This window comes from Paenibacillus sp. W2I17 (assembly GCF_030815985.1).
In the GTDB taxonomy this organism is placed as follows: Bacteria; Bacillota; Bacilli; order Paenibacillales; family Paenibacillaceae; genus Paenibacillus.
Map to the genome: position 1 here is coordinate 142,484 of NZ_JAUSXM010000001.1, position 22,486 is coordinate 164,969.

A 22,486-nucleotide genomic window follows, 5' to 3' on the forward strand; every position below is an offset into this window, starting at 1 on the left:
GGAGGATTGAGATAAGCATGTCCGATGATCGAAAAAGGGTCAATATTAAAGCTTTTCTGGACGGCAGATCTTTTAGAGCGGGCTCTCCGTTTATTCCAATAACTACAAGAGAACTGGAGGAGTTTGAATCCATACTGCGTTCTTTGGCTGTGGCTATTCCTGCTGCAATCAGTCAGCCGACTTCAGCCAGTATACTGTCTTTGCAGAACGCATTACGCCAGTTACTTACTTTTGTGAATCAATCCGGATTTCGTGCCGGGGTAAAGGCAGAATTACAAGCCGTATTGGAATTAACGATTGCAGGGTCAGAGGTTGTCCCTGTTCCTCTTATTAATCTCGCAGGTAACTTGCAGAACTTACTGGATGACTTGTTAAGTGTGACGCTGCTTCTGGAAGTACCACCTGCAGAAAAAGATAAACTTGTGGGATTAATTCGATCGATCTCCATATCGCTAAGCCGGGCGACGACTACTCTTGGAACTGGAGGGATTACCGGACCAGCTGGTCCACAAGGAGTGCCAGGAGTTCCGGGGGTGCCCGGTGTCCCGGGAGTCCCTGGGGTGAAAGGGGCTACTGGAACACCTGGAGGAATTGGACCAGTAGGACCGGTTGGCCCAGTTGGTCCACAGGGTCCGGCAGGAGCACCTGGTGTTGGCTTGAACAATATTACTGCATATGATCCTGCACTGGGACCAACTTATGCTCAGGGTCAAGTAGTAAGCTACGATGGTAGTCTTTATGTTGCCAATGTAAACGGTCCCTTGGGTACACCCGGAAGTTCTCCAGACTACACTCTTTTGCTGTCGGGTGGAACGACTGGAGTAACGGGAGCAACCGGAGCTGGTTTGACAGGAGCTGTGGCATTTAATCCAGCGCTCGCCCCGAGTTATCCAGCAGGTCAAGTAATTACGTATAACGGTAGTACTTACATTACGAGTGTAGCTGGTCCTCTAGGAACACCAGGATCTTCATCGGATTACACATTAATCGCTGCTGCGGGGGCGACTGGTGTAACTGGAGCCACAGGTGCAGGATTAAGTGGCATCGTGCCATTCGATCCCGCATTAGCACCAACATATCCAGCTGGACAGATCGTCACGTTTGGTGGCAGTACTTACATTACAAATGTCGCTTCGCCAACGGGTACACCAGGAAGTTCTCAAGATTATACGTTGTTAGCAGGATCGGGAGTTACAGGTGCGACCGGAGCTACGGGCATCGGTCTCAATGGTGTAGTTCCGTTTGACCCTGCAGTAGCTCCAACGTACCCAGCCGGTCAGGTCGTTACCTTTAATGGCAGTACGTATATAACGACTGTGGCTTCTCCTACGGGTACGCCAGGTACTTCGCCAGACTATACATTGCTTGCAGGTGCAGGACCTACAGGAGCCACAGGTGCATCAGGAGTAACGGGAGCGACAGGGGTAGGTTTAAGTGGTATCGTGCCATTCGATCCAGCTGTAGCCCCAACGTATCCATCGGGTCAGGTCGTAACGTTTAACGGCAGTACGTATATAACTAATGTGGCATCACCAACGGGAACGCCGGGCACCTCACCAGATTACACGTTGCTTGCGGGCGCAGGGGCAACGGGAGTTACAGGAGCAACCGGCATTGGAGTAACGGGAAGTACCGGAGTGACAGGAGCGACTGGTCTTACAGGGTTGACTGGGGCGACGGGAATTACAGGATCCACGGGATTAAGCGTAACGGGATCAACAGGAGTAACTGGAGGAACTGGAGGAACTGGGGCAACTGGTGAAACAGGAGCGACAGGCGTAGGTTTAAGTGGCATTGTACCTTTCGATCCAGCCATAGCCCCAACGTATCCAGCAGGGCAGGTAGTAACGTTCAACGGCAGTACGTATATTGCGAATGTAGCATCGCCAACGGGAACGCCGGAGACTTCACCGGATTACACATTGCTTGCGGGCGCAGGAGCAACGGGAGTTACAGGAGCAACCGGCATTGGAGTAACGGGAAGTACCGGAGCTACAGGAGTATCCGGCGTAACAGGAGCGACAGGTGTAGGTTTAAGTGGTATCGTACCATTTGATCCAGCCGTAGCCCCAACGTATCCAGCAGGTCAAGTCGTAACGTTTAACGGTAGTACGTATATTGCAAATGTGGCATCTCCAACTGGAACGCCGGGCACATCGCCGGATTACACGTTGCTTGCTGGTGCGGGAGCAACGGGTGTGACGGGGGCAACTGGAGTTGGAGTGACAGGAAGTACTGGTGAAACAGGAGCATCGGGCGTAACAGGAGCGACAGGTGTAGGTTTAAGTGGCATTGTACCATTCGATCCAGCCGTAGCCCCGACATATCCAGCGGGTCAAGTTGTAACGTTCAACGGCAGTACGTATATTGCGAATGTGGCATCACCAACCGGAACGCCGGGCGCATCCCCGGATTACACGTTGCTTGCTGGCGCGGGAGCAACGGGTGTTACAGGAGCAACCGGCGTTGGAGTTACAGGAGCTACAGGAGCATCAGGGGTAACGGGAGCGACAGGTGTAGGTTTGAGTGGTATCGTGCCATTCGATCCAGCTGTAGCCCCGACGTATCCAGCGGGTCAAGTTGTAACGTTCAACGGCAGTACGTATATTGCGAATGTCGCATCACCAACGGGAACGCCGGGCACATCCCCGGATTACACGTTGCTTGCTGGCGCGGGAGCAACGGGTGTTACAGGAGCAACCGGCGTTGGAGTTACAGGAGCATCAGGGGTAACGGGAGCGACAGGTGTAGGTTTGAGTGGTATCGTGCCATTTGATCCAGCCGTAGCCCCGACGTATCCAGCGGGTCAAGTTGTAACGTTCAACGGCAGTACGTATATTGCAAATGTGGCATCGCCAACCGGAACGCCGGGGACTTCACCAGATTACACGTTGATCGCTGGAGCAGGAGCGACAGGTGTGACCGGTGCAACTGGAGTTGGAGTAACAGGAAGTACCGGAGCTACAGGAGTATCCGGCGTAACAGGAGCGACTGGCCTTACAGGGTTAACCGGGGCGACTGGAATTACAGGAGCCACGGGATTAAGCGTAACGGGATCAACAGGAGCAACTGGAGGAACTGGGGCAACTGGTGAAACAGGAGCGACTGGTCTTGCAGGGTTAACTGGGGCGACTGGGATTACAGGAGCCACGGGGCTAAGCGTAACGGGATCAACAGGAGTAACTGGAGGAACCGGGGCAACTGGTGAAACAGGAGCGACTGGTCTTGTAGGGTTGACTGGGGCGACGGGAATCACAGGAGCCACAGGAGTAAGTGTAACAGGTAGTACTGGAGCTACAGGGGAAACAGGAGCAACAGGCGTAACGGGATTGACTGGCGCAACGGGAGTCGGCCTAACTGGAAGTACCGGAGCAACTGGTGTTACGGGGGAAACCGGAGCGACAGGTATAACGGGAGCCACGGGAGTCGGCCTAACGGGAAGTACCGGAGTTACTGGTGCGACTGGTGAAACCGGAGCGACAGGTGTAACAGGAGCCATAGGAGTCGGCGTAACGGGAAGCACCGGAGCAACTGGTATCACTGGTGAAACCGGAGCGACAGGTATAACCGGAGCCACGGGAGTCGGCGTAACGGGAAGTACTGGAGTAACTGGTGTCACGGGTGAAACCGGAGCGACAGGTATAACCGGAGCCACAGGAGTCGGCGTAACCGGAAGTACCGGAGTAACTGGTGCGACTGGGGAAACAGGAGCCACAGGTATAACGGGAGCAACGGGAGTGGGCGTAACGGGAAGTACCGGGGCAACTGGTGCGACTGGTGAAACAGGAACCACAGGTATAACGGGAGCAACGGGAGTGGGCGTAACGGGAAGTACTGGAGCAACTGGTGCGACTGGGGAAACAGGAGCCACAGGTACAACCGGAGCAACGGGAAGTACCGGGGAAACTGGTGTCACTGGTGAAACAGGAGCCACAGGTATAACCGGAGCCACGGGAGTCGGCATAACGGGAAGTACTGGAGCAACTGGTGTTACGGGGGAAACCGGAGCGACAGGTATAACCGGAGCCACAGGATTCGGCATAACGGGAAGTACCGGAGCAACTGGTGCCACTGGTGAAACAGGAGCGACAGGTATAACGGGAGCAACGGGAAGTACTGGAGCAACTGGTGTTACGGGGGAAACCGGAGTCACAGGTATAACAGGAGCAACAGGAGTCGGCGTAACCGGAAGTACCGGAAGTACAGGAGTTACCGGTGCAACCGGAACATCTGTAACATCTAACTCGGCTTTTGCTGAGAACACTAATGGTACGATTGTTGTAATATTGGGTGGTACACTCGTTCCATTACCGAATAACCAAAATATTGGCACAGGTATAACCGTCAATGGGACAAATGACACCTTCACGCTGACCAACGCAGGTCGTTACTATATCTCATACAAAATAAATCTGACAGCTGCGCTTGCTATCCAATCTCGGGTTTTACTTAACGGTGCAGTAATTCCAGCGAGTGTAGTATCTCCAGTACTTTCTCTCAGTCAGCTGCAGTCTGACTTTATGGTCACCGTTACCGCTGGTTCAACAATACAGTTACAATTATTCGGGCTTGTTGGCGCAGCCGTTCTTTCTCCTCCGGGGGCTACACTAAACATTATTCAGTTAAGTTAAATTTTGTTTGCAAGCCTGATCACCGATATTTCAGCGGGTACAGTCATACAATTTCGTTACGACAAAAAAGACGGGAACCACTAGGGTCCCGTCTTTCCTTTTACATATAGAAATATATTTGATTATTCCAGAACAATTTCAACAGCAGTATTAATTTCAGGCAACGCAGCAAGCTGCACAAGCACATCTTTTGGAACAGCTTTATCTACGGTCAGGATCATGATCGCGGCACCACCAATAATTTTACGTCCAACTTGCATGGATGCGATGTTGACATCGTTTTGTCCAAGCAGGGTTCCAACACGTCCGATAATACCTGGTTTATCGTTGTGAGAGATTAAAATTTGATGACTTTCCGGAGCGATATCTACCGGGAATTTGTCCAGACGAACGATACGCTCTCCATAACCTGCAAGCAATGTACCCGCTACACGACGTTCCTCAGCATCCTGAGTTGTAACCAATGTTACGGTAATCAGGTTAGTAAATCCTTTAGTTGCTGAAGTTTGGCTTACAACCACATTCAGATCACGGATTTTGGCCAGATGCATGGAGTTGACGATGTTGGCTTCCCCACCCAAATGTCTGGCGAGAATCCCTTTCACAATGTAACGTGTGAGAGGAGAAGTATCTACTTCAGAAAGTTCACCAGCATAGTCGATCCGAATCTCCTGCACTGCATTTTGTGTAATCTGTGCTGCAAAACTACCCAACGTTTCACCCAGTTTGAAATACGGCTGCAATTTGTTCATCACGGTTGGTGCAACAGCCGGCATGTTAACTGCGTTCTTGAACGGTTCGTTACGCAAAATGTGAAGCACCTGTTCCGACACATCGATAGCCACGTTCTCTTGTGCTTCTACTGTGGACGCACCAAGGTGAGGCGTAACGATAATGCTTGGGTGATTCAGGAACGGGTGATCAGCGGCTGGCGGCTCGCTTTCGAATACGTCAAATGCTGCTCCGGCAACAATACCTTGATCAATGGCTTCGACAAGTGCCATCTCGTCAACTACACCACCACGAGCACAGTTAATGATACGCATGCCTTTTTTCATCACTTCGAATTGTGGACGTGAAATCATATGCCGTGTTTCCGGTGTTAATGGCGTGTGAACGGTCATGAAGTCCGCATTGCGAATGATATCATCTACACTAGCAAGTTTCACTTGCAGCTTCTCGGCACGCTCCTCCGTGAGGAACGGGTCGTAAGCAAGAATGTCCATTCCGAATGCTTTGGCGCGCTTGGCAACTTCACTACCGATCCGTCCCATACCCAGTACACCGAGCGTTTTATTTCTTAATTCCACACCCAGGAAGGTTTTACGATCCCACGTACCCTGAATTGTCTTAGCGTATGCCTGAGGAATGTGTCGTGCCAATGCCATCATCATGGCAAACGTGTGCTCACAGGTTGTGATGGTATTGCCGTCAGGTGCATTAATAACGATGATACCGCGCTGTGTAGCAGCTTCCAGATCAATGTTATCTACACCAACACCTGCACGTCCGATCACCTTAAGGTTGGTACCAGCCGTCATAATACGATCTGTAACACGAGTCTGACTGCGAACCAAGAGGGCATCATAATCACCAATAATGGCAACAAGTTCATCTTCACTAAGACCGGTTTTCTTCTCAACAACAACATCATTTGCATCCACCAGTTGCTGGATCCCCAGATCACTGATTGGGTCCGACACTAACACTTTGTACATGGTTTCTTCCTCCTTAGGTATGTGTATCTATATCGTCAAGGTCTGACCTCAGCGAAGAGGTATTCCTTAAAACCAGGTTGATTCTTCCGCCCAACAACGCGGTGTCGCAACAGAGGGGGAAGGTGAAGCAAATAGAGTGATCCCACAGATATCCTTTAAAATAAATCAAAAAACTCTCAATCCACATACTGCTTGCGCAATAAGGGACGAGAGTTGTCGTGGTACCACCCTAATTCACCGCCGTTTCGCAACGACAGTCTTAGCGGTCAATGAAGACCGAAGAGGATAACGGGTCTAAACCGATTGCACCTACTCCAATTTCAATGCAATAACTCAGGAGCGCTCAAGACCATTTGCCTGCCACCGATTCACACCTACCATCGGCTCTCTGTAAGACGAAGCAACGTCTTTTTTCCATCATCGTGTTTAACGTGACTAATTTTTTCATAATGTATCATGGCTGACATGAGCATGTCAATAGGCTTAAATGTTTTAAATTGTTTTGCAGATGTCTTTAGATTCACACTTAAACAGAGTCACCATAAGTAATACAAAAGTTAATATACCTGCCACAAGAAGATGGAAAGTAGGCTGTTTGATGAACTGAATTTTACTGCTTTAATGAAGTAATGGCATGGACATAAAAGCAGGACTTGGGGCAGGTCTTGAACCTAATTGGTTTTTTGGCTATCATTTAGTATACTATCCGATTGGACAACGTAATTGTTATCCATCAAATTTAACTCAAGAGGACAGACGCATCCGATGAAAAAATTCAAGTTTCCCAAGTTCAAGATTCAGAAGGCTGAGCCACAGCAGCTTACCGAGCGTTTGCTTTTAATCAATCTATACTTTACACAAGGTCTGACACTGATTATCGGAGTTGTGTGGATATTATTGCAGAAACGAAACTTGTTAGATGTACTCGCATGGCCTGACAATTACCAATTTATATGGTGGGGTCTTGGTCTTGCAGGAATTATGCTTGTTATGGACTTGGTACTGTCGTATGTTATACCTCAGGAAAGCATGGATGACGGTGGAATTAACGAGATGCTGTTCCGTGGGCGTCCGATCTGGCACATTGTATGTATAGCAGCCATTGTTGCTGTGTGTGAGGAATTATTATTCCGTGGAGCCATCCAACATGCCATCGGTCCTTACTGGACAAGTATTTTATTTGCAGTTATCCATATTCGTTATTTGCGCCACTGGATTCCAACAGGCTGGGTGTTTGTCTCAAGTTATGGATTGGGTTGGATTTACTTGCAGTCCGGCACATTATGGGCGCCTATATTATGTCACTTTATTATTGATTTGGTGTCCGGATTAGCGATACGTTTTCGGAGGGGATCATGAATCAGCCATTAAGTAGAATGAAGACATATGGCAGTCAGCGCCATCGTCAATCGGATAAAAAAGAGAAATCCGAGCGTCAGGTGGCTTCTCAAGTAAGCATCGTTGCTGAAACGGCAGCAGCTGCTGAGGTTGGCGGAATCACACCAATTACTTCCGTTTCTTTACCTAGATCACAGCGCAAGCCCTATACAGAAAAACTGGAAAGTCCAGTACTTCCTCAAAGGGCACCATCACGCTCCAAAAAAACGCCAAATTCAACGGAAGAATCGATCCCCGAAGCGGGTTCGCTTCCTACACGGACAGAATTGCATCCTTCACGTCGGTTAAAATTGAGCAAGAGGTTTGTCAATTCACTCATTTTTATTTTTGTCATGTTAACGATTAGTCTGGTTTGGTGGGGGGTTGAAGGGGCACCCGCTCTGAATACGTTCCTTCCCTTGCCGTGGTAATGCTTTTACTCGCAGGTTTAATCATTTTGATGGGAGTTTTACTACTTTTTCATATGTGGCGTGAAGCCCATGTTCATCAAATGATTGAAGAAGAGGTTGAAGTGCCTCATCTGCCAACATCCTTTGACGGGGCTAAGATTTTGTATGTATCCGACACTCACAAGCGCAAGCTGAAGCAGAAGGATCTGGAGAACGTTAAAAACAAGGTGGACTGGGTTCTGATCGGCGGGGATGTTGCGGAAAAAGGAATCTCATGGTCTCTAGTTAGACATAACATGAAAATTTTATCGAACATTGCTCCTTCATTTACGGTGTATGGAAACCATGACAAGAGGGCTGGTACCGCTCAACTTGCGCGAATCCTTCGGGAATCGGACGTTAAGCTCCTGCAGGATAATGTGGAATATCTGCAAAGGGGCAATGACAGACTGAGCCTGATCGGCATAGACTATCGTTCCAAACAGGGCGATGTATTACTACAGCAGATCGGTAACCGTTTTTGCAAAATTGTTATCGTTCATGATCCTTTGCAGGCCCTTCGCTTGGAAGAAAATGCAGATCTTATTTTAAGCGGTCATACACATGGCGGACAATTGGTTGTACCATTTTTCGGACCTGTGTTCCTTGGAAAATCGTATCGTCCCGTATCGAACGGGTGGTACTCCCTGAAGCGAAGTCCGGAGGACATTCACCAAGAAGGCAAAATGCTTGTTAGCAGAGGATACGGTACAAATCATCTTCCTCTCCGACTAGGTTGTCCTGCGGAGATGCATATCATCACGTTAAGAGTGCCCGCAGAAAAAGAACTCACAGAGAAACAGCCTTGATCCATTGGATCAAGGCTGTTTTATTTTAATGCGCAAAATTACAATTTAACGAGCTTCCAATTCAATTGCACGCGGATCAACAAAGGAATAACCTTTCTTCTCGAGCTTGGTCAGCAACTCATCCAATGCTTCAACCGTCCAGGGCAACTCATGCATCAAAATATTGCTTCCGGGGTTTAACTGGTCCAGTACATTTTGGATGACTTTTTCCGGTTTGTCTTTGGTGCTTTTATCCCAATCGAGCGAACCATTAGACCAAGTCATATATAACATGCCATTTTTCTTCACAGCAGCCTTCAGTGCATCATTTCCCGACCCAAAAGGTGGACGGAAGAATTGCGGTTCCTCACCAATGGTATCCTTCACTATTTTTTGGACATCTGTAACCTGTTTTGCCGCCTCAGCGTTAGACATTTTTTTGAGATCCTCGTGATCCCAGGCATGATTGCCTACAATCTGACCCCGTTCATGTATGAGTTTGAGCAATTCCGGATGGCTTTTCACCCGGTAACCATTGACGAAAAATATCGCTTTAGCGTTATGTTTATCTAAAGTGTCGATTAGAGAAGTAATCATTTTTTCTTCTTTAGGTCCATCATCAAAAGTTAACAAGACCACTTTGTTTGGGCTCGCTTCATCGTTTGGTTTAATATAATAATTTTCATTCATATGATACGTTTTATCCACTTTCTCTTCTGTAGAAACCTTCTCCGAAGATTCAGGTTCTTCCTCTGTCGGAGTTGAATCTTCCGTGGAAGGCTCGGGCACACCAGTTTCGGGTTCTTCTGTTTCAGTTGGGTTAGAGTTACCTTGCTCTTCTTGAACCGTAGTAGTTGATTCGCCTGCTGGTGCGGAATTATCAGATGTTTTTTCTTCCGCTGTCCCACAAGCTGACAGCAGCAAACTTGCAGCAATTATCAATGCGGCGGTATGTCTAAACATGATTTCAACTCACTTTCCTGTATTTATACGGAATGAGATCGCTCACTACCGCAAACACTAAATATGATTTTAACACTTGAAGGAGGTTGGTGTAATGAAGACGTCATCCTTTTTTTGGGGCATTGTCATTGGTGTTGCAGCCAGTTCATGGCTGTCCAAAGGCAAATTGCCCATGATGTCATCGGGTTCATCAAGAAATATGATGGATCAGGCAAAACATAAGATGATGGAAATGACTTTCCCGGGTATGGACGGGTTCACAAGCAAGCAAAATCAACATGGTGAATCCCACAAAAATCCGGCAGCAAAGACCGCAAGAGCAATCACACCGCAGGAAAAAGAAGCGAATATGAGCATGCTCAAAGATTTTATTCGCACCAATCCGGATGTGAAGCATGAAGTTGAGCAAATTTTAAGTCAAACAAACACAACAGTACCGGGTTTATAAACCAAAACCGCCAATTAGAATCATCCACAGTCTAGATTGGCTGTGGAATGATTCTTTTTTTGTCGATTTTACTTCGTGCATTTAGAGGTATAAAATGATAACATAACTACATAGATTTATTTTCAGCACATATTGTTTTGTGCTTCATAATCTGTTATAAGACTTGCTTATAAAGGGGAGATCCTGTATGAAAATAGAACGACTAAGTCACGATAAGATACGGATTTTCCTGACCTTTGACGATCTGAGCGAGCGCGGAATACAAAAAGAAGATATGTGGCAGGAAATACCTAAGGTTCATGAACTGTTCACTGAAATGATGGATCAGGCCTATTCCGAACTTGGATTTGATGCCACAGGTCCACTCGCTGTCGAAGTATTCGCACTTCCCGCTCAAGGGATGGTTGTCATTGTCACACGTGGAAAATATGATCCGCAACAATATGGTTCAGGTCATGAAGATGATCTTCCTGAAGAAGTATATGAAATGGAAGTTACACTCGAGCAAAGCGATTCCATCGTTTATGCATTCAAGGACTTTGAAGTGCTCATTGAAGCTGCACATATGTTGCGTCAGCATGTTACGGATGCTGGGAGACTTTATTCTTATAAAGACAAGTGGTTCTTGCATTTGGAGCCAGATGAGGTAGATTCCACCAAACATGCGGCATTGATTGCCTTGCTTGCTGAATTTGGCGAAGGATCCTCAGTTACTCCGGCAGTTATGGAAGAGTATGGTAAGGTTGTTATTCCTGCACAAGCGATTGATGTTATCTGCACCCACTTCAAACGCCAGGATTAATCTCTAGTTGTAATCGCGTCTTTAGTCAGAGGAGGGAATTTCGGTGCTTTTGTTTTCGGTCTTAGCGGCAGCAGTTGCTCCGGGTCTCGCCTTGTTAACATACTTTTACCTGAAAGACCGTTATGATTATGAGCCACTTCATATGGTATTGCGGGTTTTCCTCATGGGGATTCTGATGGTACTGCCTGTGATGATTATTCAGCGTGGCATGATGATATGGCTCGGGGATAATCCTTATCTTGAGGCCATTATGATCTCAGGTGGTGTGGAGGAATTCGTTAAATGGTTCGTACTTTATCATATTATCTATAATCACACCGAATTTGATGAGCCGTATGACGGGATCTTATATGCAGTCGCTGTTTCACTTGGATTTGCCACTGTTGAGAATGTGTTGTATGCCTTTGCGGGGAATGCATCCGTCTCAGCCATGTTCCTTCGGGCACTGCTCCCTGTTTCAGGGCACGCTATGTTTGCGGTAATCATGGGTTATTATATGGGTAAAGCCAAGTTTATCGGTGGTAAGAAAAAGCGGTGGTATCTGGTTCTTTCTCTGGTGTTACCTTTTTTCTGGCATGCATTGTACGATGTCATCATGAACACCATGGTGAATCATTGGTTGTGGTTTATAGCGCCGCTAATGGCGGGCCTGTGGTATGGGGCAATGGGTAAAATCACACGAGCTAATAACCGTTCTCCTTTTCGTTTTGTGAAGCGGGAGGAAGAGGTTAAATTATAAAAATACGGACACACTGGTGGACATAAAGCGCATATTGCGCCTATGGCTCCGGTGTGTTTTTATTTTTACAGATAAACTCCCGGGGAATGACCAACAGAAACGGAGATCGTTGTGATGAGAATTAAAATTAAAATCAGATGCAAACAATGTGGTGAACGATTTACATTACGAGGCAAGAAAGAGCGGGGCCGGATTGAGACTGGATTCAAGCAATGCCTCTGTGATAACAGAGACCAGTTCGAAATTGAAGAAGAGGGCATGGCAACTGGGATTCAGCTGAATTAAAAGGAGGACCAAATCGGTACTTTAGCAGCCTGCTTGTGTAAGGACTGGAAATCGCATGCATAAGAGATCTTTCTTCGATCCACAATAGAGGTAGTGGTTTAGAAGAAAGGAGACTCTACGGATGTATAAACGATTAAGTTCAGTTATGTTTCCGATATTTGCGGTTCTGCTGGTCGGTGCGCTCGTGTGGGGCTATCAGGAGAATCAGGAGAAGAATGCAATTCTGATCAAGGCAGAGAATCAATATCAGCGTGCCTTCCACGATTTATCTTTTCATATGGACAAATTGCATTCGGAGATTGGTAACACCTTGGCGGTTCACTCTACATCACAGGGAATGCATCGCAAAGGTCTGATGAATGTATGGCGACTCACCAGTGAAGCGCAGAATGAGATCAACCAACTGCCACTCACCATGCTGCCATTTAACGAGACAGAGGAGTTTCTCTCACGTATTTCCAACTTTGCCTATCGGGCGTCGATGCGTGACTTGACGAACGAACCGCTAAGTGAGAAGGAAATGGGCAACCTGAAAAAGCTGTATCAGAATTCATCCGAGATTACCAAGAATCTGCAGGATGTGCAGCAAAAAGTCCTGACGGACCGATTGCGCTGGATGGATGCAGAGACTGCCATGGCAACGCAAGAGCAAACAATGGACAACACAATCGTTGATGGTTTTCGTACTGTGAACAAAAAGGTACAGGAATACCCGGAGCTTGATTGGGGTCCTTCCGTATCCAATATCTATGCAAAACGATCAGTCAAGAAACTGGGCGGCTTGCCGGTGACCAAAGAACAGATTCAGAGCAAGGCTGCAAAATTTTCTAATGCGGATAGTAGCAAAATCCAAGTGCAGGAGAACGGCAAAGGAACAGACTGGGAGTCCTACACTGCCACGATTGATCATGCCAACAATGGCAAACTGATGATGGATTTCACTCGTAATGGCGGAATGCTGATCTCTTACAGTGATACGCGTCCAATCGGAACCAAAAAAGTGTCTCGTCAGAATGCCATGGCTAAAGCAGATCAATTTCTAATGAACAAAGGTTATAAGGATATGAAGGCTGTAAACTACGATGAATATGGTAATCTGGGTAACCTTACGTATGTGCGTAAGCAAGGGGACACCTTGATCTATCCTGAGAAAATGTCAGTTCGTGTAGGTTTGGATACAGGCGAAGTAACCGGCTTCCAGGCGAGTGACTTTGTCTACGAACATAATGACAAGCGCAAAATTCCGAAAGCAACTCTTACGGAGCAACAGGCGCGGAAAAAGCTTAATTCGGAGTTCGAGGAAAATTATGTTCGCAAATCCCTGATTGAGAATGATTACAGCAAAGAAGTATTGTGTTATGAATTCGGAGGGAAAATTAACGGTTCTCGTTACCGGATATACATTAATGCGAATACAGGAATGGAAGAAGCGGTTGAAGAGATCAAACCGGTCAATGCAACCTCATAAAAAGATGGATAATCTGAATTTTAAGCTGAGCGAATAACTGCGGCAGACCACGATGTGGTCTGTTTTTTTCTTGTTCAATGTGAGAAAGGTCATGGTATAATAGTCCTTGTACGTACGAAGATAAATACATAAAGTGGCGGTGAACAGCTTGTTTCCGAAAATAAATGAAATTTTATACATCCAGATTGCTTCTGCAGATGAAAAAGAGGAACACAAAGAGTACAAATCACGCATTGCAGATATGGATGACAGCAGTTTTCTGATTGAGGTCCCGATGCAACAAGGAAGCAGCCGTCTGAAAAGACTCTTTTTCGGTGAGGAATTGTCCATTTCATATATTACGGAGGATGGGGTCCGGCATTATTTTAATACCTATGTCACGGGATTTGAGGAAGATGTGGTCCGTCTTGTCCGTATCCGCAAACCGCTTCCGAGCGATATATCCAAAATACAACGGCGCAGCTTTCTTCGTGTTCATGCAAACCTCGAATTGGCCATCCAGAGTGAAGACATGACCCGTGCCGTCGGATTGACTGAAGATATTGGTGGCGGTGGATTGTCCATCTACGGCGAAACAGGTTTTTCAATAGCTGAAGGTCAAAAATTGAAATGCTGGTTGCTGGTTCCCTACCGGAATTCAACCATTGAACATGTGAATTTTGAAGCTGAAGTTGTGCGGATCAAAACCTTGGAAACCGGCAGACAGCTATGCATGCTGAAATTTGTGCAGATTTCAGATTCGGAGCGCCAGAAAATTATCAAGTTTTGTTTTGAACGGCAACTTGACTATCGCACGAAATAGGAATGTTGTGGCATAAAGAGAGGCAACTGCGGGTACCGTAATGAAAAAAACGGAGGTATTGCCTTGAATCGTCGTCATGCAACCCGCAGATATGAACGACTTTATTATGTTTTTTCCAGGCGAATGGAACGAAAGGTTACGATTCTGATTACAGCCCTTCTAATCCTGCTTGTGGTATATCAATTGCTGCTGTTGGTACCAGGCTTCAAAAAGAATTTGACCACTATTGACCGCCTGGAAGGAACGCCAATTGAAGTGCAAACGATGAATGATTACAAACGTCATTGATTTGTCTGTTTTTGCATCCATGTGTAGAGTGTGGTATAATTTTCACGATGCAGGCAATGCCTGTTTTTTTATTGAGGTTTATCGTTTGAGGAGGAATGCCCCGTTGGCAAGCCAGAACACATCAGAGAACGGGAAAATGAACGTTGCAATTGACGGACCTGCCGGTGCCGGGAAAAGCACGGTGGCCCGATTGGTTGCAGAGGCGCTCGCGTATGTATACGTCGACACAGGCGCAATGTACCGTGCGGTAACCTTGCATATGCTTCGGAAAGGTATTACACCGGAAGATGTGACACAGGTACTTCAGGAAGCCCAAAAGCTGGTCATTGATTTACAACCGGATCCCGACGGACAGAAAGTGTTCTGTAATGGGGAAGAAGTAACCTCGGAAATCCGCTCCCGTGAAGTGACGGGAATCGTGTCCCGATATGCGCAAATCGAGGGGCTGCGTACGCAATTAGTGGATACTCAGCGGCAAATGGCTTTGCGCAAGGGCGTCGTCATGGATGGACGCGATATCGGAACGACAGTATTGCCCGATGCGGAAGTGAAAATCTTCATGACTGCCAGTGTGGAAGAGCGTGCGCTTCGCCGCTTCAAAGAACTGGACCCCTCTGAAGGACTGACGTTGCAACAGCTGGAGCGAGACATTGCCAACCGTGACAGATTGGATGAGAATCGGGAAATTTCCCCATTGCGTTGTGCTGAGGATGCTATCGTCCTTGATACAACGGAGATGAACATTCATGAAGTGGTTGACAAAATCGTATCTTATTGCACAATGGTCAGAGGAGAGATCGGTCTATGATTTACACATTTTGCAGCACATTACTGCGGATCATTTATACCATTCTTTTCCGCTTGGAGGCCGTTGGACGGGAGAATATTCCGAAAGAAGGCGGCGTACTTTTATGTTCCAATCATATTAGTAACTTCGATCCTCCAACCGTTGGTATCAAAATTCGCCGTCAGGTGCGTTTCATGGCCAAAAGCGAATTGTTTGACATTCCGGTACTCGGCCGAATTATTAAAGCCGTGGGTGCTTTCCCCGTTAAACGTGGAGGTGTCAGTAAGGAATCCATCAAAACCTCACTCAATATTTTGCGTGATGGTCAAGTGCTTGGAATCTTCCCCTCGGGAAGCCGTCACAATGATGGAGGTATCGGCAAAAAAGGGGCAGCGAGTTTTGCTCTCCGCAGTGGCGCTACAGTTATTCCTACTGCTATTATCGGTAACTACAAAGTTTTTCGTAAGATGAAAGTTGTATATGGAGCACCAGTAAGTTTGGACGAGTTCAAGGAAGACCCATCTGGAGAAGCTCTGGAGAAGGCGACTGAAAAGATTATGTCCAAGATTAACGAAATGGTGCAAACGGGCGTGCCAAGCAAGTAATGGCTTCGTCGGTAGCTGAGTGCATGTTTCCATATTTTTGAGGGAGACTAAAGTTTGAGCACTCAGTGATGAAAGTGTTTTGAACTCTGCTACAGGCAGGTTTGAATATAATGGGGTTTTTGAATTGAGGAGGGTATTTGACATGTCGGAAGAAATGAAAAATCAAGAAGCAACCCAAGATGAGTTGGATCAATTCGTTTCCTTGAAAAAAGGAGATACCGTAAAAGGAACCATCGTCAAATTGGAAGATAACCAAGCCTATGTGAGCATTGGATATAAATATGACGGTGTCATTCCAATTCGTGAACTGTCTTCATTACATGTTGACAGCGCGTCTGACGCAGTAGAAGTTGGACAAGAAGTTGAAGCTAAAGTTCTTAGCATTGACGACGAGAAAGAAAAACTCGTTCTGTCCAAACGTGCAATCGACAGCGAAAACGCATGGGATCAATTGCAAAAGCATTTTGAAGACCAAGATGTATTCGAAGTTGTTGTAGGTGATGTTGTTAAAGGCGGTCTGGTAGCAGACGTGGGCGTACGTGGATTTATCCCGGCTTCCATGGTTGAACGCCATTTCGTTGAAGACTTCAGCGACTACAAAGGACGCACACTACGTGTTAAAGTGAAAGAGATCGACCGTGAGAACAACAAAGTGATCCTTTCCCAAAAAGACGTACTGGAGCAAGAATTCGAAGCAAACAAAGCTACAGTAATGGCTGGTTTGCAAGAAGGTCAAGTGATCGAAGGTACAGTACAACGTTTGACTCAATTCGGTGCATTCGTTGATGTGGGCGGAGTTGACGGTTTGGTTCACGTATCCGAGCTGGCTTGGACACACGTTGAAAAACCATCCGACGTACTGTCTGAAGGTGAAAAAGTTAGTGTGAAAGTGCTGAAAGTTGACCCTGAAAAAGGCAAAATCAGCCTGAGCATGAAAGCTGTTCAACCAGGTCCTTGGGAAACAGCAAGCGAAAAATTCAATTCCAGCGATATCGTAACAGGTGTTGTAAAACGTCTGGTAGACTTCGGTGCATTTGTTGAAATCGCTCCTGGTGTTGAGGGACTTGTGCATATCTCGCAAATCTCCCACAAACACATCGGCACTCCTCATGAAGTGCTGAAAGAAGGACAGGAAGTTCAAGTTAAAATCTTGGACATGAACCCTTCTGAGCAACGTGTAAGCTTGAGCATCAAAGAAACAGAAGAAGCTCCAGCTCAACCACAAAAATCAGAAAGACCTTCAAGAAACAACGCTCCGCGTGAAGAAATCAACAATCCAAACGTTTCCTTGAACAATCAAGGTATGAGCACTACGCTTGGCGAACTGTTTGGAGACAAACTCAGCAAATTCAAATAAGTTAACAATGCATGGTTCTAAGTTATATACTGCATATTTTGCTGAATAACAAAAGCAAGATCGGCGAGCCCAAGGCGGGTTCGCCGATTGTTTTTATTGCGAGTAATTTGGCATGAAACGTTAGCCAAGACATATCTTTTTTGCTATGATGAGTATCGTAAGTATGGACAGGAGGAGTGGAATGTATGGCAAGACCCGTTGTGGCAATTGTCGGACGACCGAACGTGGGTAAATCCACCATTTTCAATCGGATCATCGGCGACAGACTGGCCATTGTGGAAGACAAGCCGGGCATTACCCGTGACCGTATATATGGAATCGGTGAATGGAACGGTAAACCATTTAGTATCATTGATACAGGTGGTATCGAAATTGATGGTGAAGATGTAATCTTAAAATCGATTCGGATGCAAGCAGAGCTCGCTATTGAAGAAGCGGATGTTATTGTATTCATGTGTGATGCAAAAGCAGGTATTACGCAATCGGATGAAGAGGTAGCAGAGATGCTCTACCGCTCAGGCAAGCCTATTGTTGTAGCCGTTAACAAAGTGGATAATATCGGACGAAGTGAGCTCATTTATGAGTTTTATGGATTTGGTTTCGGTGATCCTATCGGCGTATCCGGAAGTCACGGTACAGGTGTAGGTGATTTGCTTGATGCAATTGTGGAGAAGCTGCCAGAACTTGAGGAAGAGACTTACGATGAAGATGTCATTCGTGTAGCTCTGATCGGACGTCCTAATGTGGGTAAATCTTCACTGGTGAACGCTATTCTGGGTGAAGAACGTGTCATTGTAAGTGACGTGGCTGGAACGACCCGGGATGCAATTGATACACCTTTTGAAAAAGACGGCCAACGTTACGTGCTGATTGATACAGCAGGTATGCGTAAGCGTGGAAAAGTATATGAAACAACTGAGAAATACAGTGTAATGCGTGCGATGCGTGCGATTGAGCGTGCAGATGTTGTTCTGATTGTCATTAATGGTGAAGAAGGCATTATTGAACAGGACAAGCATATTGCAGGATATGCATTCGAAGCTGGTAAAGCGTCATTGTTTGTTGTGAACAAATGGGACGTGGTAGAGAAGCATGACAAAACGATGAAAGAGTTTGAGAGAAAAATTCGGGATCACTTCCTGTTTATGACTTATGCTCCGGTCGTATTCTTGTCAGCCCTCACAAAACAACGCTTACAAAAACTGTTGCCCGTTGTGCAACGTGTAGCAGAGCAACACTCGTTACGTGTACAGACACATCTGCTTAACGATGTGGTGTCTGATGCGGTTGCGATTAATCCTCCGCCAACAGATAAAGGACGGAGAATGAGAATTAACTATGTGACTCAGGTTGCAGTTAAACCGCCGACCATGGTTATTTTTGTGAACGACCCTGAGTTGATGCACTTCTCATATGAGCGCTACTTGGAGAATAAAATCCGTGCAGCGTTTGATTTCGAAGGAACACCAATTCGCATATTTACTCGGAAGAAGTCCGACGAAAGTTAGGGGAGAAGTGTGTGATTTTACAAATCGCAGCGATTGTACTGAGTTATCTGCTCGGTTCGATCAGCTTTAGTGTCCTCCTTGCCAAAGCGATACGGGGGATCGATATTCGTCAGCACGGAAGCGGAAACGCGGGAGCTACCAATACATTGCGTATTTTGGGTAAAGGACCGGCAATTGCTGTTCTGTTACTTGATGTACTTAAGGGTGTTGCAGCTGTATGGATTGGAATTTGGCTGAGCGACGGTTCTGCCTGGATTCCTGCACTCAGTGGTATAGCAGCCATTGCAGGACATAACTGGCCGCTTTACTTCCATTTTCGTGGAGGAAAAGGAATTGCCACAGCCATTGGTGTTCTGGTGAGTCTTGCTTTCCTACCTGCGTTATGTGCTGGGGTGATCGCCATTCTGTCTATTGTATTGACACGCTATGTTTCATTGGGGTCTCTGATTTTTGTAGCATTTACACCCATCTTTATTCTGGTATTACCCGGATATTCAATGAATATCTTCTGGGGGAGTCTGATTATTTGTCTGTTTGCGTTCTGGAGACATCGTACCAATATTGCGAAGCTCGCCAAAGGACAGGAAAATAAATTGGGATCGAAAAACCCTGGAGGGGGTAAACGAGTTGTCTAAAAAAGTTGCTGTTCTGGTCGCTGGAAGCTGGGGGACAGCTCTGGCCAGTGTACTCGCCGCCAATCAGTTGGATGTGATGATGTGGACACGTGGTGAAGACCAAGCTGACGAAATCAATAACAAGCACACTAATACTCGCTATCTTCCGGATGCGGAGCTTTCAACACGGATTCAAGCAACAACTGATATGGAAGCTGCGGTGGAAGGCGCTATAGCTGTGTTAATTGTTGCGCCTTCATCAGCCATGCGTGCAGTTACGAACCAGCTTAAGGCTTATTACAAGCCTGAGATGTTAGTCATTCATGCAACCAAAGGTTTTGAGACAGAAAGCCTCAAACGGATGTCCACAGTCATTTCAGAAGAGCTTGAATGTGAAGAAGGACGTGTGGTTGTTCTTTCTGGCCCAAGCCATGCGGAAGAAGTGGTGAAGCGTTGTCCAACGACAGTGGTTGTAGCTTCACTGGATAAGGCATCTGCCGAGTCTGCCCAAGCTTTGTTTATGAATGCCTATTTCCGGGTTTACACGAATCGGGATATGATCGGTGTTGAGCTGGCGGGTGCATTCAAAAATATCATTGCTCTTGGTGCAGGTATGTCGGATGGTCTTCAATTTGGTGATAATGCCAAAGCCGCTTTGCTAACACGCGGTCTGGCTGAGATCACACGTATTGGTGTTGAGATGGGAGCAAATCCGCTAACGTTTTCGGGACTTGCTGGAATCGGGGATCTGGTTGTAACGGCTACAAGTCAGCACAGTCGGAACTGGAGAGCAGGTTCCATGTTGGGTCAGGGACAGAAGTTGGATGATGTTCTGAAGTCTATGGGCATGGTGGTAGAAGGCATTCGAACTACGCAAGCTGCCTATTTCATCTCACAAAAATACGGTGTGCAAATGCCAATTGCGGATCAGTTATATCACGTTTTATTCCAGGAGAGACAGCCGCGTGATGCGGTTGAAGCTTTGATGGGACGTGACCCGAAGACTGAAATGGAAGTCATGAAGCTTGAAACCTGGGAGCAGTGGCATTCCTGATTGTAATCACCCTAAACGTACCTTGTGAAATAAGAAGCTTATTCACCTTTTCTGTAGCAGACTCATACTATACACATGAGTATTGCCGGAGGAGGGGAGACGAATGGGTAACAACATTTCCAAAGATGCACTGAATGCAATCAACAAGAAAACGGGTAAAACGATAACGGAAGGTGCCGTTAAGAAATTGGCAAGCACGGTGAAACCAACGACGATTCAGAATGAAGCTCAGTTGCGCCAGTTGATCAAACAAGTATCCGCCATGGCGAAAGTTCCGGTATCTGAGGATACGGTTAAGGATATTGTGAGTGCGGTCAAGAAAAGCGGATTGAATCCGAGCAGTATGGAATCGTTAATGAAAATGATGATGAAAAAATAATAGATCACACCTGCATGTGCAGGTGATCCAGTAAGACAAAAAGACGAGTCGGCTTCTGCCGGCTTGCTTTTTTGTCTTTTTTTTGGAAAGTTGAGCTGAATTTCGTGTTATAATGGTTGCAATTGTCACAGTGTCAGTGATGAATATCGGACTGAAGGGGAGACTGCTGGATTATGAGCGCAATGGACAAGATGTGGCTGTCATTGGTGGCCATCCTCATTATGGGATTATCTGTATTCCTGATTACGTTTGCTCGTGCCAAAACAAAGGGTATTGTACGGGGGATTCTTTCTCTAATTGCATTTTTGATTATGCTGATTGGCTTTTTCGGTGGAATCGCTTCTCTGACCTGATTTCCCATGCCTGAAAGATAACATCCGCATAAGCACATCATAAGAACTGACACAATGAACACGGATGAGGGGAGTGTGAGCCTATGAGGCCGCATGATACGGAGGGTCGGACAGAGCGTTATCCGGAATTACACGCGGCTTTGCTGGAAACGGCCAAAGCCTGGAACACACAGCCGCAGACATGGTTACTTGGAGGAAGTTGTGGGTTGCTGCTTCAAGGGGTGGAGTTGCAACAGGCTCCGAGAGATATTGATATCTATGCGGATGTTGCCGCTGCTAAGGAACTTCACCGTAGCGCTCCGGGGGAAATGCTTGACGAGCCTACAGTGGACAAGACAGGACCGTATGCTTCTCTGCTGAGCCACTATCAGGTGGGTGAATGTGCGCTGGAACTGGTTGGTGGTTTCGAAATATGGGCTCGCAAAAGTTGGTACCGTATCGAGATTGAACATGTACTTGCTCTGCATGCACCAGTAGCACAAGTGGGTTCATATACCCTGCGACTGATGCCGCTTGCGCATGAGCTGTTGTTTAATCTGCTGCGAGGTCGTGAAGATCGTTATGCCCCCATTGCTAGCCAGATGCGCGAGCAGCCAGATGCACATCAACCTATAATGATGCTTTTAAGTCAACAGAATGTATGGACAAGTCGCTTCAGAGCCGAAGTGGAAGAGCTTGTTGGCTTTACATGGCCCCAGTAGGTTGAGGGAGGAAAATGATGGACTATAAAGTTACTTTTTTACCTATGAACAAATCGATAGCGCTCAAACCAGGGGTGACACTTTTGCATGCAGCACGACGTGCTGGAGTCAAGATTACGACTCGATGTGATGGTAAAGCGGCTTGCCTGATGTGTAAAGTGAATGTGGATGAAGAACATCGGGCGGAACTATATCCACCAACAGATGCAGAAAAGCGCAAGCTGGGTTCACTGTTGGAAGCAGGTACACGACTGTCCTGTCAGGCCAAGGTGTGTGGAACTCTATCGGTTCATGTTCCAGAGGACCCGCTGAAGGCAGCCATTCGGAAACAACTGGAACGTCAACAACAGGAAGACGACTGGTTCTGAGC

General features: G+C 46.7%; 23 protein-coding genes and 1 other annotated feature. Of the genes, 21 read left to right on the forward strand and 2 right to left on the reverse strand.

Translation table 11 applies throughout. The features are described from left to right. The first annotated feature begins 17 nt into the window (after positions 1-17). The gene (locus QF041_RS00715) at positions 18-4,631 is read left to right on the forward strand and encodes a BclA C-terminal domain-containing protein (protein ID WP_307410745.1); all 4,614 of its coding nucleotides are present in this window, start codon (positions 18-20) and stop codon (positions 4,629-4,631) included. A 122-nt stretch (positions 4,632-4,753) separates the two neighbouring features. Here QF041_RS00715 and serA read toward each other — a convergent pair whose 3' ends face one another. Then, positions 4,754-6,349, reverse strand: a complete 1,596-nt coding sequence (serA, locus tag QF041_RS00720) for a phosphoglycerate dehydrogenase (protein WP_076209897.1) — start codon at positions 6,347-6,349, stop codon at positions 4,754-4,756. Positions 6,350-6,548: 199 nt separating this feature from the next. Further along, positions 6,549-6,779: a binding site (T-box leader), on the reverse strand. Positions 6,780-7,114: 335 nt separating this feature from the next. Between serA and QF041_RS00725 the strand changes: the two genes are divergently transcribed. Genes QF041_RS00725 through QF041_RS00735 form a run of 3 tightly spaced genes read left to right on the forward strand, consistent with a single transcriptional unit; the run spans position 7,115 to position 8,984 of the window. Continuing rightward, positions 7,115-7,708 carry a CPBP family intramembrane glutamic endopeptidase gene (locus tag QF041_RS00725; protein WP_036607728.1) on the forward strand — a complete coding sequence of 198 codons (594 nt, stop codon included), beginning with the start codon at positions 7,115-7,117 and terminating at the stop codon, positions 7,706-7,708. Continuing rightward, positions 7,705-8,157: a hypothetical protein gene (locus QF041_RS00730; RefSeq protein ID WP_017687671.1), complete on the forward strand. Its 453-nt coding sequence runs from the start codon at positions 7,705-7,707 to the stop codon at positions 8,155-8,157. The genes QF041_RS00725 and QF041_RS00730 overlap by 4 nt, the downstream gene beginning before the upstream one ends. A gap of 29 nt (positions 8,158-8,186) precedes the next feature. Continuing rightward, positions 8,187-8,984 carry a metallophosphoesterase gene (locus tag QF041_RS00735; RefSeq protein WP_307416862.1) on the forward strand — a complete coding sequence of 266 codons (798 nt, stop codon included), beginning with the start codon at positions 8,187-8,189 and terminating at the stop codon, positions 8,982-8,984. 45 nt (positions 8,985-9,029) lie between these two features. On the opposite strand, the gene QF041_RS00740 is transcribed toward QF041_RS00735, so the two are convergent. Continuing rightward, the gene (locus QF041_RS00740; protein ID WP_237174689.1) at positions 9,030-9,926 is read right to left on the reverse strand and encodes a polysaccharide deacetylase family protein; all 897 of its coding nucleotides are present in this window, start codon (positions 9,924-9,926) and stop codon (positions 9,030-9,032) included. A 94-nt stretch (positions 9,927-10,020) separates the two neighbouring features. Here QF041_RS00740 and QF041_RS00745 point away from each other — a divergent pair, with 94 nt between their 5' ends. The 17 genes from QF041_RS00745 (at position 10,021) to QF041_RS00825 (ending at position 22,484) form a co-directional block, all read left to right on the forward strand. Then, positions 10,021-10,374: a hypothetical protein gene (locus QF041_RS00745; protein WP_047843572.1), complete on the forward strand. Its 354-nt coding sequence runs from the start codon at positions 10,021-10,023 to the stop codon at positions 10,372-10,374. Between the two features lie 187 nt (positions 10,375-10,561). Further along, entirely contained in the window at positions 10,562-11,176 is a 615-nt protein-coding gene (locus QF041_RS00750; protein ID WP_076209900.1) for a genetic competence negative regulator, read from the forward strand. A gap of 43 nt (positions 11,177-11,219) precedes the next feature. Next, positions 11,220-11,915, forward strand: coding sequence for a glutamic-type intramembrane protease PrsW (gene prsW, locus QF041_RS00755; protein ID WP_237174690.1), 696 nt, complete (start codon positions 11,220-11,222; stop codon positions 11,913-11,915). 114 nt (positions 11,916-12,029) lie between these two features. Further along, positions 12,030-12,200 (forward strand): hypothetical protein, encoded by a 171-nt coding sequence (locus QF041_RS00760; RefSeq protein WP_165980215.1) that lies wholly within the window; start codon positions 12,030-12,032, stop codon positions 12,198-12,200. A gap of 121 nt (positions 12,201-12,321) precedes the next feature. Then, on the forward strand, positions 12,322-13,668 hold the full coding sequence (gene ypeB, locus QF041_RS00765; protein ID WP_076209902.1) for a germination protein YpeB: 1,347 nt from the start codon (positions 12,322-12,324) through the stop codon (positions 13,666-13,668). A gap of 148 nt (positions 13,669-13,816) precedes the next feature. Further along, positions 13,817-14,470: a flagellar brake protein gene (locus tag QF041_RS00770; protein WP_307410752.1), complete on the forward strand. Its 654-nt coding sequence runs from the start codon at positions 13,817-13,819 to the stop codon at positions 14,468-14,470. 63 nt (positions 14,471-14,533) lie between these two features. Next, on the forward strand, positions 14,534-14,758 hold the full coding sequence (locus QF041_RS00775; protein WP_307410755.1) for a hypothetical protein: 225 nt from the start codon (positions 14,534-14,536) through the stop codon (positions 14,756-14,758). A gap of 103 nt (positions 14,759-14,861) precedes the next feature. Further along, complete coding sequence (gene cmk / locus QF041_RS00780) at positions 14,862-15,566, forward strand: (d)CMP kinase (protein ID WP_307410759.1); 705 nt, start codon at positions 14,862-14,864, stop codon at positions 15,564-15,566. Beyond that, the gene (locus QF041_RS00785; protein ID WP_076209906.1) at positions 15,563-16,150 is read left to right on the forward strand and encodes a lysophospholipid acyltransferase family protein; all 588 of its coding nucleotides are present in this window, start codon (positions 15,563-15,565) and stop codon (positions 16,148-16,150) included. Before cmk ends, QF041_RS00785 begins: the two co-directional genes overlap by 4 nt. 142 nt (positions 16,151-16,292) lie before the next feature. Then, positions 16,293-17,507, forward strand: coding sequence for a 30S ribosomal protein S1 (gene rpsA, locus QF041_RS00790; RefSeq protein ID WP_307410762.1), 1,215 nt, complete (start codon positions 16,293-16,295; stop codon positions 17,505-17,507). Between the two features lie 185 nt (positions 17,508-17,692). Further along, a complete protein-coding gene (gene der, locus QF041_RS00795) occupies positions 17,693-19,015 on the forward strand; it encodes a ribosome biogenesis GTPase Der (protein ID WP_076209907.1) in 1,323 nt (440 codons plus the stop codon). 11 nt (positions 19,016-19,026) lie between these two features. Then, the gene (plsY, locus tag QF041_RS00800) at positions 19,027-19,650 is read left to right on the forward strand and encodes a glycerol-3-phosphate 1-O-acyltransferase PlsY (protein WP_076209908.1); all 624 of its coding nucleotides are present in this window, start codon (positions 19,027-19,029) and stop codon (positions 19,648-19,650) included. Then, positions 19,643-20,683, forward strand: a complete 1,041-nt coding sequence (locus QF041_RS00805) for an NAD(P)H-dependent glycerol-3-phosphate dehydrogenase (RefSeq protein WP_307410768.1) — start codon at positions 19,643-19,645, stop codon at positions 20,681-20,683. Before plsY ends, QF041_RS00805 begins: the two co-directional genes overlap by 8 nt. A 103-nt stretch (positions 20,684-20,786) precedes the next feature. Next, the gene (locus QF041_RS00810; RefSeq protein WP_017687687.1) at positions 20,787-21,062 is read left to right on the forward strand and encodes a stage VI sporulation protein F; all 276 of its coding nucleotides are present in this window, start codon (positions 20,787-20,789) and stop codon (positions 21,060-21,062) included. Between the two features lie 173 nt (positions 21,063-21,235). Beyond that, entirely contained in the window at positions 21,236-21,415 is a 180-nt protein-coding gene (locus tag QF041_RS00815) for a DUF2768 family protein (protein ID WP_017687688.1), read from the forward strand. Positions 21,416-21,498: 83 nt separating this feature from the next. Further along, positions 21,499-22,116, forward strand: a complete 618-nt coding sequence (locus tag QF041_RS00820) for a hypothetical protein (RefSeq protein WP_307410772.1) — start codon at positions 21,499-21,501, stop codon at positions 22,114-22,116. Positions 22,117-22,133: 17 nt separating this feature from the next. Then, positions 22,134-22,484: a 2Fe-2S iron-sulfur cluster-binding protein gene (locus tag QF041_RS00825; RefSeq protein WP_307416863.1), complete on the forward strand. Its 351-nt coding sequence runs from the start codon at positions 22,134-22,136 to the stop codon at positions 22,482-22,484. The last annotated feature ends 2 nt before the right edge of the window (positions 22,485-22,486 follow it).

Coding starts and splice junctions, on each gene's coding strand:
- QF041_RS00715 (WP_307410745.1), top strand. CDS start 18: ATGTCCGATGATCGAAAAAGGGTCAATATTAAAGCTTTTCTGGACGGC.
- serA (WP_076209897.1), bottom strand. CDS start 6,349: ATGTACAAAGTGTTAGTGTCGGACCCAATCAGTGATCTGGGGATCCAG.
- QF041_RS00725 (WP_036607728.1), top strand. CDS start 7,115: ATGAAAAAATTCAAGTTTCCCAAGTTCAAGATTCAGAAGGCTGAGCCA.
- QF041_RS00730 (WP_017687671.1), top strand. CDS start 7,705: ATGAATCAGCCATTAAGTAGAATGAAGACATATGGCAGTCAGCGCCAT.
- QF041_RS00735 (WP_307416862.1), top strand. CDS start 8,187: ATGGGAGTTTTACTACTTTTTCATATGTGGCGTGAAGCCCATGTTCAT.
- QF041_RS00740 (WP_237174689.1), bottom strand. CDS start 9,926: ATGTTTAGACATACCGCCGCATTGATAATTGCTGCAAGTTTGCTGCTG.
- QF041_RS00745 (WP_047843572.1), top strand. CDS start 10,021: ATGAAGACGTCATCCTTTTTTTGGGGCATTGTCATTGGTGTTGCAGCC.
- QF041_RS00750 (WP_076209900.1), top strand. CDS start 10,562: ATGAAAATAGAACGACTAAGTCACGATAAGATACGGATTTTCCTGACC.
- QF041_RS00760 (WP_165980215.1), top strand. CDS start 12,030: ATGAGAATTAAAATTAAAATCAGATGCAAACAATGTGGTGAACGATTT.
- ypeB (WP_076209902.1), top strand. CDS start 12,322: ATGTATAAACGATTAAGTTCAGTTATGTTTCCGATATTTGCGGTTCTG.
- QF041_RS00785 (WP_076209906.1), top strand. CDS start 15,563: ATGATTTACACATTTTGCAGCACATTACTGCGGATCATTTATACCATT.
- rpsA (WP_307410762.1), top strand. CDS start 16,293: ATGTCGGAAGAAATGAAAAATCAAGAAGCAACCCAAGATGAGTTGGAT.
- der (WP_076209907.1), top strand. CDS start 17,693: ATGGCAAGACCCGTTGTGGCAATTGTCGGACGACCGAACGTGGGTAAA.
- QF041_RS00810 (WP_017687687.1), top strand. CDS start 20,787: ATGGGTAACAACATTTCCAAAGATGCACTGAATGCAATCAACAAGAAA.
- QF041_RS00815 (WP_017687688.1), top strand. CDS start 21,236: ATGAGCGCAATGGACAAGATGTGGCTGTCATTGGTGGCCATCCTCATT.
- QF041_RS00820 (WP_307410772.1), top strand. CDS start 21,499: ATGAGGCCGCATGATACGGAGGGTCGGACAGAGCGTTATCCGGAATTA.
- QF041_RS00825 (WP_307416863.1), top strand. CDS start 22,134: ATGGACTATAAAGTTACTTTTTTACCTATGAACAAATCGATAGCGCTC.